12 protein-coding genes and 3 riboswitches are annotated in these 15,998 nt (G+C 71.6%); of the genes, 3 read left to right on the forward strand and 9 right to left on the reverse strand.

Going from position 1 to position 15,998, the window contains the following annotated elements:
- The 9 genes from ACLEQD_RS19105 to ACLEQD_RS19145 all read right to left on the reverse strand — a co-directional run.
- Positions 1–1,279, reverse strand: a 1,279-nt coding sequence (locus ACLEQD_RS19105) for a serine/threonine protein kinase (protein ID WP_410385748.1), incomplete at its 3' end; no start/stop codon positions are given.
- Between the two features lie 178 nt (positions 1,280–1,457).
- Positions 1,458–3,152 (reverse strand): FHA domain-containing protein, encoded by a 1,695-nt coding sequence (locus ACLEQD_RS19110; RefSeq protein ID WP_410385749.1) that lies wholly within the window; start codon positions 3,150–3,152, stop codon positions 1,458–1,460.
- Between the two features lie 205 nt (positions 3,153–3,357).
- On the reverse strand, positions 3,358–4,116 hold the full coding sequence (locus tag ACLEQD_RS19115) for a cell surface protein (protein ID WP_410385741.1): 759 nt from the start codon (positions 4,114–4,116) through the stop codon (positions 3,358–3,360).
- Positions 4,116–5,444, reverse strand: a complete 1,329-nt coding sequence (locus ACLEQD_RS19120; RefSeq protein ID WP_410385742.1) for a hypothetical protein — start codon at positions 5,442–5,444, stop codon at positions 4,116–4,118. The genes ACLEQD_RS19115 and ACLEQD_RS19120 overlap by 1 nt, the downstream gene beginning before the upstream one ends.
- 170 nt (positions 5,445–5,614) lie before the next feature.
- A riboswitch (cobalamin riboswitch) is annotated at positions 5,615–5,775 on the reverse strand.
- Between the two features lie 486 nt (positions 5,776–6,261).
- Positions 6,262–6,936 carry a cell surface protein gene (locus ACLEQD_RS19125; protein ID WP_410385743.1) on the reverse strand — a complete coding sequence of 225 codons (675 nt, stop codon included), beginning with the start codon at positions 6,934–6,936 and terminating at the stop codon, positions 6,262–6,264.
- 8 nt (positions 6,937–6,944) lie between these two features.
- Positions 6,945–8,372 (reverse strand): hypothetical protein, encoded by a 1,428-nt coding sequence (locus tag ACLEQD_RS19130; RefSeq protein ID WP_410385744.1) that lies wholly within the window; start codon positions 8,370–8,372, stop codon positions 6,945–6,947.
- A gap of 155 nt (positions 8,373–8,527) precedes the next feature.
- A riboswitch (cobalamin riboswitch) is annotated at positions 8,528–8,751 on the reverse strand.
- 33 nt (positions 8,752–8,784) lie between these two features.
- Positions 8,785–10,392: an MXAN_6577-like cysteine-rich protein gene (locus ACLEQD_RS19135; RefSeq protein WP_410385745.1), complete on the reverse strand. Its 1,608-nt coding sequence runs from the start codon at positions 10,390–10,392 to the stop codon at positions 8,785–8,787.
- The gene (locus tag ACLEQD_RS19140; RefSeq protein WP_410385746.1) at positions 10,373–12,361 is read right to left on the reverse strand and encodes a TonB-dependent receptor plug domain-containing protein; all 1,989 of its coding nucleotides are present in this window, start codon (positions 12,359–12,361) and stop codon (positions 10,373–10,375) included. Before ACLEQD_RS19140 ends, ACLEQD_RS19135 begins: the two co-directional genes overlap by 20 nt.
- Before the next feature lie 63 nt (positions 12,362–12,424).
- Positions 12,425–12,636, reverse strand: a riboswitch (cobalamin riboswitch).
- A gap of 67 nt (positions 12,637–12,703) precedes the next feature.
- Complete coding sequence (locus tag ACLEQD_RS19145; RefSeq protein WP_410385747.1) at positions 12,704–13,885, reverse strand: PDDEXK nuclease domain-containing protein; 1,182 nt, start codon at positions 13,883–13,885, stop codon at positions 12,704–12,706.
- A gap of 354 nt (positions 13,886–14,239) precedes the next feature.
- Here ACLEQD_RS19145 and ACLEQD_RS19150 point away from each other — a divergent pair, with 354 nt between their 5' ends.
- The 3 genes from ACLEQD_RS19150 (at position 14,240) to ACLEQD_RS19160 (ending at position 15,673) form a co-directional block, all read left to right on the forward strand.
- Positions 14,240–14,482 (forward strand): hypothetical protein, encoded by a 243-nt coding sequence (locus ACLEQD_RS19150; protein ID WP_171418415.1) that lies wholly within the window; start codon positions 14,240–14,242, stop codon positions 14,480–14,482.
- A gap of 35 nt (positions 14,483–14,517) precedes the next feature.
- Positions 14,518–14,832 (forward strand): ComEA family DNA-binding protein, encoded by a 315-nt coding sequence (locus ACLEQD_RS19155; RefSeq protein ID WP_410385750.1) that lies wholly within the window; start codon positions 14,518–14,520, stop codon positions 14,830–14,832.
- A gap of 313 nt (positions 14,833–15,145) precedes the next feature.
- Complete coding sequence (locus ACLEQD_RS19160; RefSeq protein ID WP_410385751.1) at positions 15,146–15,673, forward strand: MarR family winged helix-turn-helix transcriptional regulator; 528 nt, start codon at positions 15,146–15,148, stop codon at positions 15,671–15,673.
- Positions 15,674–15,998 lie beyond the last annotated feature (325 nt).

Genomic DNA, 15,998 nt, shown 5'->3' on the forward strand with positions numbered 1-15,998 from the left:
CGAAGGCAGCCGGATGGCCGGCAGCCCCTCCAGGATGGTGGGCCGCTCCATCGCGTCCTGGCGGACCTCCACCGTGGGCGACGGCTCCGACGACGCGGGGCTGGGGCCGCAGCTTCGCGCGGGCCGCCTCCTCCAGCGCCTCCACCGGGAACGCGGGGCGGGTGGACTCGTCCACCATCACGCCGGGGCGCGTCTCGCCGTCGTCGCGCGCGCCACCGCCGTCCTCTCGGCTGCGGGGCGTGGGGTGGAAGGACAGCGGCTCCACCGGCCCCTCCAGGCGGATGGTCTTCGCCGGCAGCGCTTGCGCCTGCGCCGTCGGGCGCGGCGCGGGGCCCAGCGACTCGTACGTGCCGCTGGCGCGCACGTCGCGCGCCACCTCGCGCAGGGACGCCAGCAGGCGGCGCTCGGACTGGTAGTCCGCGGAGAACAGGTCGCGCATGAAGCGGCTGACGCTCTCCGGGCCCGCGCTGGTGTCTATCTCCATCAGGCACGCCTGCAGGCGCACCCGGAAGTCCTCCGCCGTCTGGAAGCGCTGGGCCGGCTCCACCGCCAGCGCCTTCGCCACCAGCTGCGACACCGCTGGCGGCGTCAGCGGCTCCACCTCACCGAGCGGCGCCACCTTCGGGTTCGCCACCGCGGACATCAGCTCGCCCGGCGGCATCGCGTCGAAGGGGTTCTTGCCGGAGATGAGCTCGTAGAGGCACAGGCCCACCGCGTACAGGTCGCTGCGGCGGTCCACCGGCTGGTGCCGGGCCTGCTCGGGCGACATGTAGAGGAACTTGCCCAGGATGATGCTGGGGTTCGTCTTCGCCGCCGACAGCCGGCTCTTGGCCAGGCCGAAGTCGATGACCTTCACCTCCCCTTCGTAGGAGATGAGGATGTTCTGCGGGGAGATGTCCCGGTGGACGAGCTTCAGCTCCTTCTCGTCCTCGTCCCGCTTCCGGTGCGCGTACGCGAGCGCGTCCAGCACCCGGCCCATCACGTAGAGCACGAACGTGAGCGGCAGCGGCGTCTGCCGGTCCCTCACGCGCGCGGCCACCTTGCGCAGGTCCTTGCCGTCCACGTACTCGAGGGCCATGTAGGCCTCGCCCTCGTGCACGCCCATGTCCAGCACCTGCGCGATGGAGCCGTGCCCCAGCCGCACCAGCGTGCGCGCCTCCCCCACGAAGCGGTCGACGAAGTCCTGGTCCTCCGCGAACTGCGGGAGGATCTTCTTGATGACGCACAGCTTCTCGAAGCCCTGCGCGCCCTCCAGCCGGGCGAGGTAGATCTCCCCCATGCCGCCGGTGGCCAGGTGCGACAGGAGCGTGTACCGGCCGAAGGGCTGCGGCCGGAAGGGCCGCAATCGGGCGGGCTGGGTCGAAGAGTTCATGCGGCGCGGGGGTCCACCACGGGAAGCGCATTGAACCCCGGGCAGGGCCCCCGCTTCAACCCGTCAACCGGCCGCGCCGGCCGCCTCACCGGATACCGGGGTTGGTCAGCATGCCCATGTCCTCTTCAATCACCTCGAAAACCGCCACCTTGTCGCGGGGAGGCCGCACCACCCGCTCCCCCAGCGGCATCACGTCGAAGCGCGCCCCGGTGGCCGCCAGCAGCTTGCCCGTCATCAGCACCTGGCCGGGGGACGCGGTGGCCGCCAGCCAGCCGGCCACGCCCATGCCCTCTCCCACGGCGCTGTACTCCGTGCGCGCCTCGGTGCCGATCATCCCCACCAGCGCCTTGGTGGAGTGCAGCGCGATTCGCAGGTCGCAGCGCTCGTCCTGGGGCCGGCGGGCCATGCCGCGCTCCCAGTCCGCGCGCAGGGCCAGCGCCGCGCGCACCGCGCGGACCGCGTCGTCGCCCTTGGCGTAGGGCACGCCGAACAGCGCGCGCATGGACTCGCCCATGAAGCCTTCGACGGTGGCCTCGAAGCTGAAGACGATGCCGCTCATGCGCGCGTGGAAGTCGTTGAGCAGCTGCGTGGCCCGCGCCGCGCCCAGCCGGCCAATCACCGCGCCGAAGTCCGCCAGCTCCGCGTGCAGCACGGTGAGGTTCTTCTCCTCCAGGCCCGGCAGCCTGCCGCCCGTGCGCTGGGCCTCGGCGGCGCGGCGCTCGGCCACCTCCGGCGAGTGGAAGCGCTCCAGGTTGCGCCGCATCCGGTCCGTGCTGGAGCCGTCGCGCACGGCGAAGCGCTGCACGCCGCTGGCCACCAGGTGGGCCACCGCGGTGCACGCGTCCAGCATCAGCTCCAGGCTGGTGTCGCCCTCGGCGGGGACGTTGACGTAGAGCACGCCCGCGAAGGGCGGCTCGGTGCCGACGGGGATGCACAGCACCCGGTTCACGCCGTACATGATGACGCTCTCGCGTCCGGCGAAGCGGCGGTCGTCCTTCACGTCGCCCACCGCGAGCGCGCGGCCCTGGCGGAGGGCCTCGTCCACGATGGCGTCCGACACGGGCACTTCACCCTTGGCCAGCCGTCCCCGGTGGCGCACCGCCGCGGGCACCAGCGGCCCGGTGGCGTGCTTGAGCAGCACCACCGCCGTGGTGGCGTCGGTGCGCTCCAGGAGCCGGTCCATCGCGGACTCCAGGAACGCGGTCAGCGTGCGCGCGGTGGCCAGCGCCTCAGCGGCGTGCACCAGCAGCACCAGCGTCTCATACGACACGCGCGGGCTGGCGACGGCGGAGCCCGCGGGCAGGGGCGAGGGGCCGGAGAACGCGTCGTCGAACGGCAGCGGCCCCACGTTGTCCAGCAGGCGCAGCACGTCCGCGTCCTTGACGTTCTTGGCCATCAGCACGGCCGGGCCCACGTCCGTGCCGTGCCCGAAGCGCACGACGCCGCCCGCGCCCAGGTCCATCATCTCCGTGGCGGCGTTCTCCACCGTGTGCGGCTGGCGCACCGCCAGGGTGTTCTCCCCCAGCGCCACGGTGTCGCCCGCGTTCAGGTGCTTGCTGCCCTGCAAGGGCGCGCCGTTCACCCGGCTGCCGTTGCGGCTGCCCAGGTCCTCGATGCGCAGCGCATCGCCCTCGACGTAGAGGCGCGCGTGCCGGCGCGACACGAGGTCACCGCCCAGCACGATGTCGTTCTCGTCGGCACGGCCGAGGCTGGTGACGCCCTCCGGCAGGTCGTACGACGTGTCGAAGTAGCCGGGCCCGTTGATGATGATCTGCCACATCGGGCGCACGACATTACACGACCTCCCAATCTTCCGAGAGTCCGAGACGCTTTCCCCCGGAATGCGGACGTCCGGCCGAGGCCCCGCAAGCCCTCTCGCGTCGCGTCATACCCGGGGGCCAGCCCCCCATGCGGGAGCCAGCCCCGGGTCGGACTTCACCTGGGGCGGTGGATGAAGCGGGCGTCACCCACGCGCAGGGCGCGGCTCACGGCACGCCACCGTCCGCCAGCTGCCCGTTCACCACGGCCAGCGCGTCCAGGTCGAAGCCGCCGGACGTGCCGCCGTAGCTGTTGAGCCCCGTGTCGGTGAGGCGCACGAAGCGGGCGCGGGCGAGGCCCACGTCCGCCAGGTCGAAGCCGTCCCCGCCCGCCGCGACCGGGTCGGTGGGGGACACGCCGTTGTCCGGGGTCGAGTGCACCGGGTGCGTCCCGGCACAGCCCGGGAAGCCCCCGTCCTTGTCGGTGGCGGCGCAGGGGAAGTCGAACCACGTGAGGCCGTCGTCGCTGACGGACACGCGGGCCGGCTCCGCGAAGAGGTCGCCGCCCACCTTCTGGAAGGCGTTCTCGAACACGAGCAGGTCCACGCCCGGGCCGTCCACCGCGAGCAGGTCGGTGAACTCCAGGGTGATGGAGCCTTCGCGTCCCAGCGACAGCACGTCGAGCGAGCCCGCGTACTGCCCCGCCCCCACCGGAGGCCCCAGCACGACGTCCGGCAAGCGGTCCTGCCCGAAGCCCGCCGAGTCGCCGAAGTGATACGCCGTCACCCGGTCCGCGAACGGATCCACCGGCCGCGAGCCCGCGTCCGCGTCCGTGCCGGCGTCCGCGTCCGTCCCCGCGTCGGGGACGCCGGCATCGGAGGTGCCGGCGTCCAGGACTTCACCGCCAGGCATGGGAGCGGGCTCGGAGTCGCCCGCGCACGCGCCCAGGGCCAGCAGCGCGCCGAGCGCGAGCAGCGGGCGCTTCATCACTGGCCCTGCCGGATGCGCACGAGGCGGCGGCCGTTGACGTCCGTCACGCCCACGAGCAGGTCCGAGCCCAGCGACGACAGCAGGTCCACGGTCGTGCACGCGTCCGTGGCGGTGAGCACCGGCTCGCGGGTGCCCACGCTGATGGGCTGACCAGCGCCCAGGCCCGGGGTGAGCGAGAAGCGCGACACGTCGGTGACTTCGAAGTTGAAGGAGGCACCGTAGGCGCCGCGAGCCATCGCCACGCCGTTGCCGAAGCCCGCGGCGGCGTTGAAGTCCGTGCCCACGTCCACCTTCGGCTCGTCCGTGAGCACCACCGGCGTGCGCGAGGCCAGCGCCTCGCCCAGCTTCGCGTAGGCCACGGCGTAGGCCACGTTCACGTACGTGTCCGGCAGCGCGTAGCCGAACACCGTGATGTTGTTGCTCGCGATGGCGGAGAAGCCGCTGGCGCCCACCTGCGCCGGGAAGTCCACCACCTTCACCGCGGCGTAGGGCTTGGCGGAGGTCACCAGCGCGTAGACGCCCTTGCCTTCCGACACCGTGTCCAGGCCGCCGCCGTTGATGAAGAACGCGTCCGTGGTGCCCACGGCGGTGTAGTTGTCCGGCGCGTCGAGGTAGTCCGTCGCGTCGCGCGCGGCCGCATCCACCACCGCGACGGAGCCCGGGGCGGGGAAGCCGCTCTTCGTGTAGCCCGCGAGCAGGCGCGCGCCGTCATGGGCCAGGAAGTAGGACGGGAAGGTGTCGGCCGCGTTGGCGCGGTCCGCGGGCGCCAGCACCGTGTCGAGCGCCGAGCTCCCCAGCATCACGTCCGGCCAGGTGCCCAGCGCGAAGACGTCGCGGCCCGTGGTCGTCTGGCGCAGCCCGAAGAGCGAGTACGTGGGACCGGGCGTGGACACCACCGCGATCACCTCCGTGGACAGGGGCGCGAACTCCCCGACGCTGAAGCCCGTCTGGAGCTGGAGCGTGCCCAGCACCGACTCGCGAGGCAGCGGGCCGCAGGAGGCCGTGCCGCCGTCCGTGCCGGTGCCACCGTCCGTCCCCGTGCCCGCATCCGTCCCGGTGCCACCGTCGTCGCCGGTGCCCGCGTCCGTGCCGGTGCCGGCATCGGTGCCCGCGTCATCCTCCCCGAGGGAGATGGTGACCTGGGTGCACGTCTGTTCGACGCAGGCCCAGACCTGGCCCTCCGGGGGCGTGCCCTTGTCGCGGCAGTCGAAGGCGTCCACGCACTCCTCGCCGCAGCCCGTGCCGCCCAGCACCACCGCCAGCAGGGCGCCCATCAGCGCCGCGCGCTGGCCCTTCGTGCCCATCCGCTTCATGTCGGTCCGCATCGCGTCCTCGCTCCTGGCCTTCCCGCACGCTGGCGGAAGAAGGCATTCCCCTGGCGGAGGGCGGCACGGACGCGAGGCACCGGACCGCCCGGCGCGTGTCGCGCCCTGGAGGCCTGCCTTCGCCGTCAGCTCCCCGCGGAGGTTCCGGTCTGTCGCCAGGTCCTCCGTGGGGAGGACACCGGATCATCGCCAGGTCTTCGGACTCGCGGGAACGGGGTTCGTGCGAACGCCGCTCCTGCTCACCGCTGCGGGGCAGTCCCGGACTCACACCGGGTTCCCTGGAAGCCCTCACGCCCCATGGCGTGAAGACATCGATGACGGGGCGGGACTATGGCGGCCCCGACGCAAAGTCAATGCGGCGCGGGCGCCGCGCGTCGGTCGCGCATCAGCACGTAGCGCCGCGTGCTGCCATCCACGACGACGGTGGACACCACCCGCCAGCCCTCCCCGCCCAGGCGCTGGAGCTCCACGAGGTCCTCGTCCGGGCCCTCGCGCTTGACGAAGGTGTACTCGTACGCGGGTGCCGGCGGAGGCGCGGGCGCGGCGCTTCCTTCGGTCGCACCGCCCGGGTGCGCGACGTCTGGGCCCAGACCGCCGAGGGGACGAGGAATGCGGCGGACGCGCCGAGCAGGACGCCCAGCAGCACGAGGAGGGAAGCGAGACGACGGTTCATGGAGGCACACCCGGGGGAGGGACAGCGCGCATGTAATGCCGCCACCCCCACCCCGGAAGCCTCGCGCGGCCCGGACACACCGTATGGGCGCGCGAGGCCGCCGGGACCGTCCGCTGGAGAACGGCCCCGGCGCTCGCGGCGCGACTACGGCAACTGCACGCCGTTCACCACGGCGACGGCATCCAGGTCGAAGCCGCCGCTGGTGCCCGCGTAGCCGTTGGCGCCCGAGTCGCGGCTGCGCACGAAGCGGGCGCGGGTGAGGCCCACGTCCGCCAGGTCGAAGCCGTCCCCGCCCGCCACGGCCGGGTCCGTGGGCGAGATGCCATTGGCGGAGCTCGAGTACACGGGCGTGACGCCCGCGCAGCCCGGGTAATTGTTCGCCACGTCCGAGGACGCGCACGGGAACTCGTGCCAGGTGACGCCGTCGTCGCTGACGGCCACGACGCCCGTCTCCGCGAACGGCTTGCCGCTGGGCTTGATGAACGCGTTCTCGAAGACGAGCAGGTCCACGCCCGGCCCGTCCGTCACCGCGATGTCGGTGAGCTCCAGGACGATGACGCCGTTGAACCCGAGCGACAGCACGTCCAGCGAGCCCGACCCCGCGCCAGCCCCTTGCGGAGCGCCCAGCACGATGCCCGGGAGCTGGGCCTGACCGAACCCGGCGCCGGTGCCCGGGGAGAAGGACACGATGCGGTCCGCGAACGCGTCGCCTGCCAGTGGCTGTCCCCGGGCGGAGTCCTGCCAGTCCTCGCCACCGCACGCCACGGCCAGGAGCGCGGTGAAGCCCAGCGCGAACGACTTCTGAAGAAGGGTCGTCATGGGCGTCCTCACCGGGCCTGCGGAGCCTGCTCGATGCGCACCAGGCGCGTGCCGTTCCTGTCATCCACGCCCACGAGCAGGTCCGTGCCGAGGGAGGTCAGCCCGGTCACGCTCGTGCACTGGTCCACGTAGACGAGGACCGGCTGGCGGGCGCCGACGGTCACGGTCGCTCCGGCATCCGTCACGGTGAAGGCGAAGCGCGAGATGTCCGTGGCGGCGAAGTTGTAGTCCGGAGGAACGTAGTCGCCGCGAAGCACCGACACGCCCTCGCCGTGGCCGGAGGCGGCGACGAAGTTGGAGCCCACGTCGAGCGCGGGCGCGGCCGCCACGTCGAACGGCGTGCCGGAGGTGAGCGCCTGGGCGATGGTCGCGGGACCCACCGCGCGGCCCTCGTTGAGGAAGGTCTCGTCGGAGAAGTAGCCGAGCATCGCGACGCCGTGGGTGGACACGGCGGTGAAGCCGCTGCCGCCCGTCTCCGGAGGCAGCGTGCCCACCTTCAGCGCGGCGAACGTGTCCGTCTTCAGCGCGTAGATGCCCAGGCCGGCCGACACCGTGCCGAGCCCGCCGCCGTTGACGAGGAACGCGCCCGGCACGACGCCCGCGGAGAAGTTGCTCGGGGCGGAGACGTAGGTGGGAGAGGAGGGCGCGGCGCTGTCATACACGCCCACGGAGCCGGGGAAGCCCCCGCCGGACTTCGTGTAGCCGGTGAGGACGCGCTGTCCATCCGTCTCCACGAAGGGGCTGAGGAAGAGCGCGGCGGACGGGCCCCGGTCAGCGGGAGCGGCCACGTCGAACAGCGGCGTCGCGCCCAGCGACACCTGGGGCCACGTGCCCAGTGAGTACAGCGCATGCGGGCCGGAGTAGCCCTCCGATACCACCGTGTAGAGCGAGTACGTGGGGCCAGGAGTCACGCCCACCGGGCCCGCGGCCCCGGGCAGCGGCGCGGACTCACCCGCCACGAAGCCCGTCTGGAGCTGGAGCGTGCCCAGCTTCGGGTCGTACGTGGCGCTCGCGCACGGATCCGTTCCGGCGTCGGTCTCCGTGCCTGCGTCCGTGTCCGTGCCCGCGTCCGTGTCTGAACCGGCGTCGGTGGAGGTACCTGCATCGGTGTCCGCGCCCGCGTCCGTCGTCGTGCCTGCGTCACCGCCCGTGCCCGCGTCGGTGACGGTGCCTGCGTCGGCCGTCGTCCCCGCATCCGCGCTCGTGCCGGCGTCGCTCCCGGTGCCCGCATCAGGCACGGGGTTGGACGTCAGCTCGCAACGGTTCTCGACGCAGGCGTAGCGCTGTCCCTCGGTGGGAGCGCCCTGTTCGCGGCAGTCGAAGTCATCGACGCACGCATCACCGCAACCGGTGCTGCCCAGCGCCATCGCGAGGGTCGTCAGCACCCACGCGAAGCCCTGGAGTCCCCGCCCCGTCATCATCCGCTCTGTCTTCATCCGCGACTGCTCCCTTGCATCGCCCCCACGGGCGAGGTGAATCCAAGGGGCATGGACGGAGAGCGGACCGCGAACGAGGGACACGTCAGGACACGACACGCCGCGCGAGCGGAAGACCTCCGTCACCTCCCCTCGGAGGCTCCGGTCTGGCCATGCCCGGGGGCATGGGTCGTGGCAGGTCTTCGGACTCACAGGCGCGGGAAACCCTCCTCGGGTCACCCACCTACTGGCCGTCGCTTCCCAGCCCGATGAAGGGCCAGTGCTTGCGAGGACGGCGTTCGTTCCTGCTCACCGCTGCGGGGCAGTCCCGGACTCACACCGGGTTCCCTTTAAACGCCACATCGTGCGGATGCGGCGTACCAACGACGCGCGCTGGAGTATGGCGGACGGCAAGGCTTGTCAATGCAACGCTTCAAGGCACCGCGGTGATGTCGATGGCGTTGGACACCCCGCGCCGGGCATCCACCGGACATGCATCCAGCGCGGGGCCCTTCGCCTCCGGCGTGGAGTTGCCGCGCCGCTCGACGAGCTGGCCGTCGCGCACCTCCACCACGAACACGCGGCCCGCGTTCACGTCCGTGACGTACACGGCCTTGCCCACCACCGCGAGCCGCCCGCCCACCGCGAGGTCGCAGCCGTTCTCCGGCCCGCCGGTGCAGCCCGGCGACAGCGCATACGACGACACGGGCTTGTCATCCTCCACCAGCACCAGCCCCGTGGCGCGCACGGCCTTCGCGCGGTAGCCGCCCGCGGTGTCAAACACCGCCTCGCCCAGGCAGCTCACCACCAGCTGGTCACCCACGGCCTGCACGTCGCCCGCGTTGAGACAGTCCTTCGCGCCCAGGTCGATGGCCTTCACCCCGCCATCCGCCGGGTCGATGCGCGCGAGCATCCCGGGCCCGTTGGGCAGGTAGTCATTCGCGGGGTTCAGGTTGGTGAGCGCCACGTAGACGCCCGCGTCCACCGACACCGCCGCGTACGGCAGCGCCATCGTCGTCCCGCCGTCGAAGGACTTCAGGTCCAGGCCGGTGAGCGCGACGGTGTCCACGAGCCGGGGGCGCTCCGGGTCGCTCACGTTGACGCGAGCCACGGCGTTGCCCTGCCGGAAGTCGGAGCCGGCCGTGCCGAACAGCGGGATGTAGAGCGTGTCGCCGCGCTTCGTGAGGACCTGCGGGCTGGTGTTCGCGCCCAGGTTCACCTGCCCCACCGTGCGCAATCCCAGTCCACCGCCCTGCGCGGCCCCTTCCCGCTTGAGCACCTGGAGCGTGTTGTTCACCGAGTCGAGGACATACACATACGGAGGGTCCACGAGGATGTCATTGGGCGAAGCCGCCACCGCGCCCAGCGAGTCCTCCTCCACCATCGTCCCCAGCGCACCCGCCGGAGCCTGCGACAGCACGGAGCGCGCCGCGTCCGCCGCCAGCACCACGCCATCCCACGCCGCCAGCGCCTGCACGCCCGAGCCGAACTGCCGCCGGGGCCCCATCCGGTCCGTCCCCGCCTGGATGCCGACGAGCTGCCCGTTGGTGTAGCAGGCCGTCACCACGTCATACATGCACCGGCCCGCGTGGCAGGACTGCACGTCCGGGCACACCGCGCCGCAAGCGCCGCAGTTGAGCGGATCATTCGCGAGCACGACGCAGCTGTCCCCGCACCGCTCGGCACCGGCGGAGCAGCCCTCGCGGCAGGTGCCGGACTCACACACCTGGCCGGAAGGACACGCGGCGCCGCAAGCGCCACAGTTCAGCGCATCACTCGCGAGCGCGACGCACGCGTCACCACAAACCTCCGTGCCCGGCTGGCAGCCACACACGCCCGCCTGACACGTCTCCCCTGCCCCGCAGGCCGCGCCACACGCGCCGCAGTTCGAAGGGTCGCCCTGGAGGTCTACGCACTCGGCGCCACAGACGCTCAGGCCGGACGTGCACAGGACCTTCTCCTCCGGACAGCCGGTGAGGACCGCCGCCGCCAGGGCCGACAGCAGCAGCGCGAGCCGCGCATCAGGGAGGGGACGCGACATGGGAGTCCTCGGGAGCAGGAGGGTCGAGCGCCACGGCGAGCGTGACGTAGGCGGCGCGGCCGGGCAGCGGCATGCCGGTGTAGTCGGCGGTCCGCGCATCGAGCAGGTTCTTCACGTCGAACGACACGGTGAGGTCGGGCTTGTGCAGGAAGGTGCTGGAGGCCCCCACGCTCACCCAGGTGCGAGAAGGCAGGGACAGCCGCGCCTCACCGACGCGGTTGATCAGCTGCGCGGACTGGACGAGCACCTCCGTGCGGCCGTTGAGCCAGTCCGGCCCCACGCGCAGCCGCCCCACCCACTTGTGACGTGGCCGGTACGGCAGCTCCTTGCCGAAGTAGCGAGGGTCGCCGTAGCGGTTCTGCGTGCGGGTCCACGCATAGCTGCTGGTGGCGGTGAACCACGCGCGAGGACGGGCCTCCACCTCCACCTCCGCGCCCCACACACGAGCGGCGGCGAAGTTGTAGGGCCTGGCGAGCATCGGCGGGTACAGCTCGTAGGCGATGAGGTTCTCGTACACCGCCGCGAAGCCGCCCGCGGTGACGCTCCACACGTCGTTGCGCCACAGGGCCGCGGCGTCCACGGACAGGGCGCGCTCGGGCTCGAGCTCCGGGTTGGGGAGCAGCAGGCCCTGACGGATGTAGAGCTCCAGGAACGACGGCGCGCGGTGGGACTGGCCCGCGTTCGCGCGCACGCCGAAGCCGTGGCCCAGGTCCACGCTCGCGCCCAGCTTGGGCGACAGGAGCGAGTAGTGCCCCACGCGCTCCACGCGCAGCGAAGGCACGAGCTTCAGGTGCTCGGAGAACAGGGACAGCTCGTCCATGGCCATGACGCTCGCGCGCCACCACGACGCGGCCTGGCCCCCCACCGCCTGCGTGACAGCCTCCGAGGATCCGGCCAGCGTGACCGCGAGCGCGTTGCGTCCCAGCACCGCGCGGCCCTCCACCTCCACGCCGCCCACGGTGTAGTGCTGCGCGCCGGAGTCCACGCCGGTGGTGCCGCCGGTGACGTCCAGCCAGTCGCGGCGGAAGAAGCCGCGAGCACTGCCCTCGCCCGTGTCGCCGAAGGGCCGTCCCCAGCGAGCGCCCAGCGACACGCGCGTCTGGTCCTGGCGGCGGGACACGGTGGGGTTCTGCACGGTGCCCGCGAGCGCGCGGTCCTCCAGGGACAGCTCCGCCAGCACGTCCACGCGTCCGCCACCGTCCAGGCCGCGCCGGTACTTCAGGAGCGCGCCGCCGCCGCGAGCGTCATTGCGAGTGCGCACCTCCTGCGTGAGCGGGTTGTCGTCCAGCGCGGGCAGCTCGTCGACGCGGTAGCTGTAGTCCCCCTGCGAGCGGCCACCGTGCAGCAGCACCAGCGCCTGTCCGTCGAGCAGCGCGCCCGACGCGGCGACGTGGGCCATCACGGTCTCGAAGCTTCCGTAGGTGACCTCACCGCTGGAGAGCAGTCGCGACGAAGGTGCGCGGGTGACGAGGTTGACCGCGCCGCCCAGCCCGCCCGCGCCGTAGCGGGCTCCGGCCGCGCCGCGAAGGATCTCCATGCGCTCCAGCAGCGCGACGGGGATGAGCGACAGGTCCGCGACGCCGCCCGCGCCGTTGAGCGGAATGCCATCCAGGAACACGAGCACGCCATTGGAAGACGCGCCGCGCACCACCAGGCTCTTGCTCTGTCCGTAGCCGCCAGAGTCCTGCACCACGAGGCTCGCGGATCCGCCGAGCAGCTCCGCCGTGTCGCGCGCTTCACCCGCGCGCTCGCGGGCGTCGATGACGGTGATGGCGCCGGTGGGGTCACGGCGCTCCGCAGAGTCAACGGGAGCCCCGGGGACGTCCTTGCCGATGACCTCCACGGTGGGGAGGACGAACTCAGGAAGGGGCGGCTCGTCGGGCGCAGGAGGCTCCTGCCCGGCCTGGGCGCGTCCCTGGAAGCTGAGCACCAGACCGACGACGGTCCGGGCGAGAAGCGAGCGCCACATGCTCCGCCTTCCGCTCCCTCCGTCGAAGAGAGAAGGCTTGACGGCAGCACCGCTGCCGCACCCCTGGGCAGGTCTCCTGGCTGACAGGCTCCAGACGTGGGCGCACGCTGCGCCCTTCTGGAAGGAACCCTCCACCTTCCCTTCGCATCCGCTGACGCGAAAGTGGTGACAGCCGAGGCTTCCGGCCCTGGACCTCAGGGCAACCCGTTCACAGTGGCGGGACCGCGCCGGACTCGCACCGGCTTCCCTCTTGAAGGCCCGGCATGGGCACCCAAGGGCCCGGCCCTTCTAGGAGGTCACTCCAGGCCCGTCAAGGCGCGGCCCGTTTGGACTCGAAGCCCATCACTTGCGCCCCCTGGGCTTCCGCTTCGGGCCTCGAGTCGCCGCGGCCGGCGTGCTCGAAGCTACGTCCACGTCGACCCCTGTCCTGATTTCGAGCCTTGCACGCGCGGACTCGATGGCACGGTGGAGGCGTTCCTGGAGGACCTCACGCGGAGGCAATTCAGTCAGGTACTCGGCGACATGGATTCCGCGCGCGTCGAGGTCGAGGTATTCGACCGTCTCGCGCTTCTTGCCCGCGCACAGGATGATTCCGAGCGGAGCCTGCTCGGCAGGCTGGCGTTCGTGTCGATCGAGCCACCGCAGGTAGAGCTCCATCTGGCCGGAGTCCGCGGGCTTGAAGTCGCCGATCTTCAGTTCGATGGCGACGAGCCTTCGCATGCGCCGATGGAAGAAGAGCAGGTCGAGGTAGTAGTCGTCGCCGTCGAGAATGATGCGCTTCTGCCGCTCGACAAAGGCGAAGCCCGCCCCGAGTTCGAGGAGGAAGCGCTCGATTTCACGCAGGATGGCTGACTCGAGATCCTTCTCACTGTAGGTGTCGGAGAGCTCGAGGAAATCGAGCATGTACGGGTCTTGGAACACGAGCGTCGGCGTGAGTTCGCCCTTCTCGCGGAGCGCCGCGAGCTCCCCGCGAATGAGCTCCTCCGGCTTCTTGGAGAGTGCCGTGCGCTCGAAGAGCATGCTGTCGATCTTCTGGGCCAGCGTCCGCGTGGACCAGCCCTCGACCTGGCACATCTCCGCGTAGAACGTACGCTTCAGTTCGTCCTCGATGTAGATGAGCTGCTTGAAATGGCTCCAGGACAATTGTCTCCGCAGTGCGGAGACAATCTCGGGTGAGGGAAAAGCCTCGGCAAAGCGGACCATGTGCCAGAGTGACTTCTCACCGAAGCCGCGTCCGTAGCGGGCCTCCAATTGTCTCCCCACCGCGGAGACAATCTGGCCACCGTATTCCGCGCGCTGCCCACCCGTCACCTCGGTGAGGACGCGATGCCCCAGCTGCCAGTACAACGTCGTGAGCGCGGCGTTCGCTGTGACCGCGACCTGCTGGCGAGCCACCTCGAGCATTGAGCTGAGGTCGTGGACGAGCATTGAAACCTCCTGGTCGATGAGGGCGCCAACAACCCGCTTACGCGAGCGTTCAGGCGTCCCTACGGTACTGCCTCCCTTCTTGCGCGACATCTTCATGGCGGTTCCTGGAAAGGTGTCGCGGTCAGAGGTCAAAGCCCCACTGCTCCAACGCCATGCAGCACCGGTGCCGCCGCGCCCGACTCGACCGGCCCCACTGCCTGATGCGAGCCCAGAAGCTCGGTGCGCTCTCGGCGGGCCGCGTCTCTCACCGCGCAAGACACACGCTGGAGCATCCACGCCCATCCCCGCGCGTGGACGCCGCGCGCCCCCCCGCACGGTGCGCTGACGCGACCTCAGAGGAGCACGCCGCTGGCACGCGGGCTGCTCATGCCCCGACGCGACCTCAGGCGGTCAAGCCAGCGAGGTGCCCGGGCCGTGGTGGCGCGGGAATATGAAGGGGGAAGCGTGTCGATGCTGATGGCGGGGAAGCGGTTGGCGGTGTTCTCCATCCGCGAGGGCAAGGGCGGGAGCATCTGGGTGCGCGCCGGCAGCGCGTTCGTGAACAAGGACGGTTCGCTCAACGTGCTCCTGGACGTGCTGCCCCTCGACGGGAAGCTGCACGTGCGCGAGGCGGCGGAGAAGCGCGACACGGCGGCGGGGGGACGCTTCGCGGGCGACGCGGGGACGGAGACGGGCGTGGGGGGCCACTCGTGAAGTGGGCCTGGGCGTGGGTGTTGGGCTGCGTGCTGATGGGAGCGGGGCGTGCGGATGCCGCCAACCCGCGCACGCAATACGTGGGGGTGGTCAACCTGAATGAAGCCACGGCGGCGGAGCTGGACCTGCTGCCGGGCGTGGGTGAGAAGGCGGCGCAGCGCATCCTCGAGCACCGCAAGAAGCGGCCCTTCGGTCGCGTCGAGGAGCTGGTCCGGGTCAAGGGCTTCGGCAAGAAGAAGTTCCTCAAGCTCAGGGCCCACCTGGCCCTCAGCGGCCCCACGACGCTCAAGGTGGAGCAGGTCCCCGCATCCCCGCCGCCGGGAAGGGAGGGGCCCGTCACGAACCCATGACCCTCACAACCCTCGGTTGAGTCAGGCTCATGAGGGCCGCCATTCCCGGGCCCCGGCATGTCCGGGGGTGGCGGCCCTTGTTGACGGGGATGACACACCTGGCCAGCCTTCCAGGGCCCTTCGCGTCATCGCCGCCTCCCAAGGCCTCCGGGCGGGCGTCCCCGTCCAGCCGCGAGCCCTCCTTCCGGATTTTTGCTGGAACCCCCAGGCCGACGCGCTAGGAAACGCCCAACCTTTGGAACACATCGGAAAGACAGGGAGGCCGGAGTTGAAGGAGGATGGGCCCATGAAGGACACACAAGCCCCGGAGTCGATGGCGGGCCCGGACGGCGGCAAGTCCCGGGGAGCGCACCAGCAGCTGGGCGAGGTGCTGGAGTTCATGCGCCTCCTGTGGGCCGTGGACCACGGCCTGCAGTCCACGTCCAAGCGGATGGAGTCCACGCTGGGGCTCACCGGCCCGCAGCGGCTGGTCATCCGGCTGGTCGGACGCTTCCCGGGCATCACCGCCGGCACGCTCGCCAACATCCTCCACGTGCACCCCAGCACCCTCACGGGGGTGCTCAAGCGCCTGGAGAAGCGCGGCCTGCTGGAGCGCAAGTCGGATCCGCTCGACGGCCGCAAGGCCCTCTTCGCGCTCACCGACGCCGGCCGCGCGCTGGACATCCCGTCGGAGGGCACCGTCGAGTCCGCCGTGCAGCGCGTGCTCGCCCGCATGCCCCGCGACCGCATCGTCTTCACCCAGGAGGTGCTCACCGCGCTCGCCGAGGAGCTGGGCGGTCTCTCCGCCCCCCAGGAGGACGCCGCGGCGGCCTCCCGCCCCACCCCTCCCTCCGAGGGCTGAGCGCGCCGCCCTGCCCTCCCACCGTCCCCAGCGGGCGGGGAGGGCGCGGGTCCCCCTTCCGCGTTGTCCCCAGAACCCTGCCGTCCGCCCCTCCTTCCTGCGGCGGACACAGGCCGTCCCCTTCCGCCTTCCGCCCCGGCGATGCACGCGCGAAGACGGCGGGAGTGCGTCACAATTGGGAAATAGCCCGCCCCGCCCGGGGTTGGCTCGCGACCGACGAGCGGACAAGCCAGCGTGAACCTCGAGACACCGCAGAGCCCAGGCCCCGAGCTGCCGCCCCCGCCACCTCCCCCGGCCCCGCCGCCCCAGGCCCGGGCGGAGGTGC

Origin of the sequence: Corallococcus sp. 4LFB, from assembly GCF_046520365.1 — a bacterium.
GTDB classification, from domain to species: domain Bacteria; phylum Myxococcota; class Myxococcia; order Myxococcales; family Myxococcaceae; genus Corallococcus; species Corallococcus caeni.

Bases quoted from the DNA above. Each gene is read 5' to 3' on its own strand.
- ACLEQD_RS19110 (WP_410385749.1), bottom strand. From the start codon at position 3,152: ATGTGGCAGATCATCATCAACGGGCCCGGCTACTTCGACACGTCGTAC.
- ACLEQD_RS19115 (WP_410385741.1), bottom strand. From the start codon at position 4,116: ATGAAGCGCCCGCTGCTCGCGCTCGGCGCGCTGCTGGCCCTGGGCGCG.
- ACLEQD_RS19120 (WP_410385742.1), bottom strand. From the start codon at position 5,444: ATGCGGACCGACATGAAGCGGATGGGCACGAAGGGCCAGCGCGCGGCG.
- ACLEQD_RS19125 (WP_410385743.1), bottom strand. From the start codon at position 6,936: ATGACGACCCTTCTTCAGAAGTCGTTCGCGCTGGGCTTCACCGCGCTC.
- ACLEQD_RS19130 (WP_410385744.1), bottom strand. From the start codon at position 8,372: ATGAAGACAGAGCGGATGATGACGGGGCGGGGACTCCAGGGCTTCGCG.
- ACLEQD_RS19135 (WP_410385745.1), bottom strand. From the start codon at position 10,392: ATGTCGCGTCCCCTCCCTGATGCGCGGCTCGCGCTGCTGCTGTCGGCC.
- ACLEQD_RS19140 (WP_410385746.1), bottom strand. From the start codon at position 12,361: ATGTGGCGCTCGCTTCTCGCCCGGACCGTCGTCGGTCTGGTGCTCAGC.
- ACLEQD_RS19145 (WP_410385747.1), bottom strand. From the start codon at position 13,885: ATGAAGATGTCGCGCAAGAAGGGAGGCAGTACCGTAGGGACGCCTGAA.
- ACLEQD_RS19150 (WP_171418415.1), top strand. From the start codon at position 14,240: ATGCTGATGGCGGGGAAGCGGTTGGCGGTGTTCTCCATCCGCGAGGGC.
- ACLEQD_RS19155 (WP_410385750.1), top strand. From the start codon at position 14,518: ATGGGAGCGGGGCGTGCGGATGCCGCCAACCCGCGCACGCAATACGTG.
- ACLEQD_RS19160 (WP_410385751.1), top strand. From the start codon at position 15,146: ATGGCGGGCCCGGACGGCGGCAAGTCCCGGGGAGCGCACCAGCAGCTG.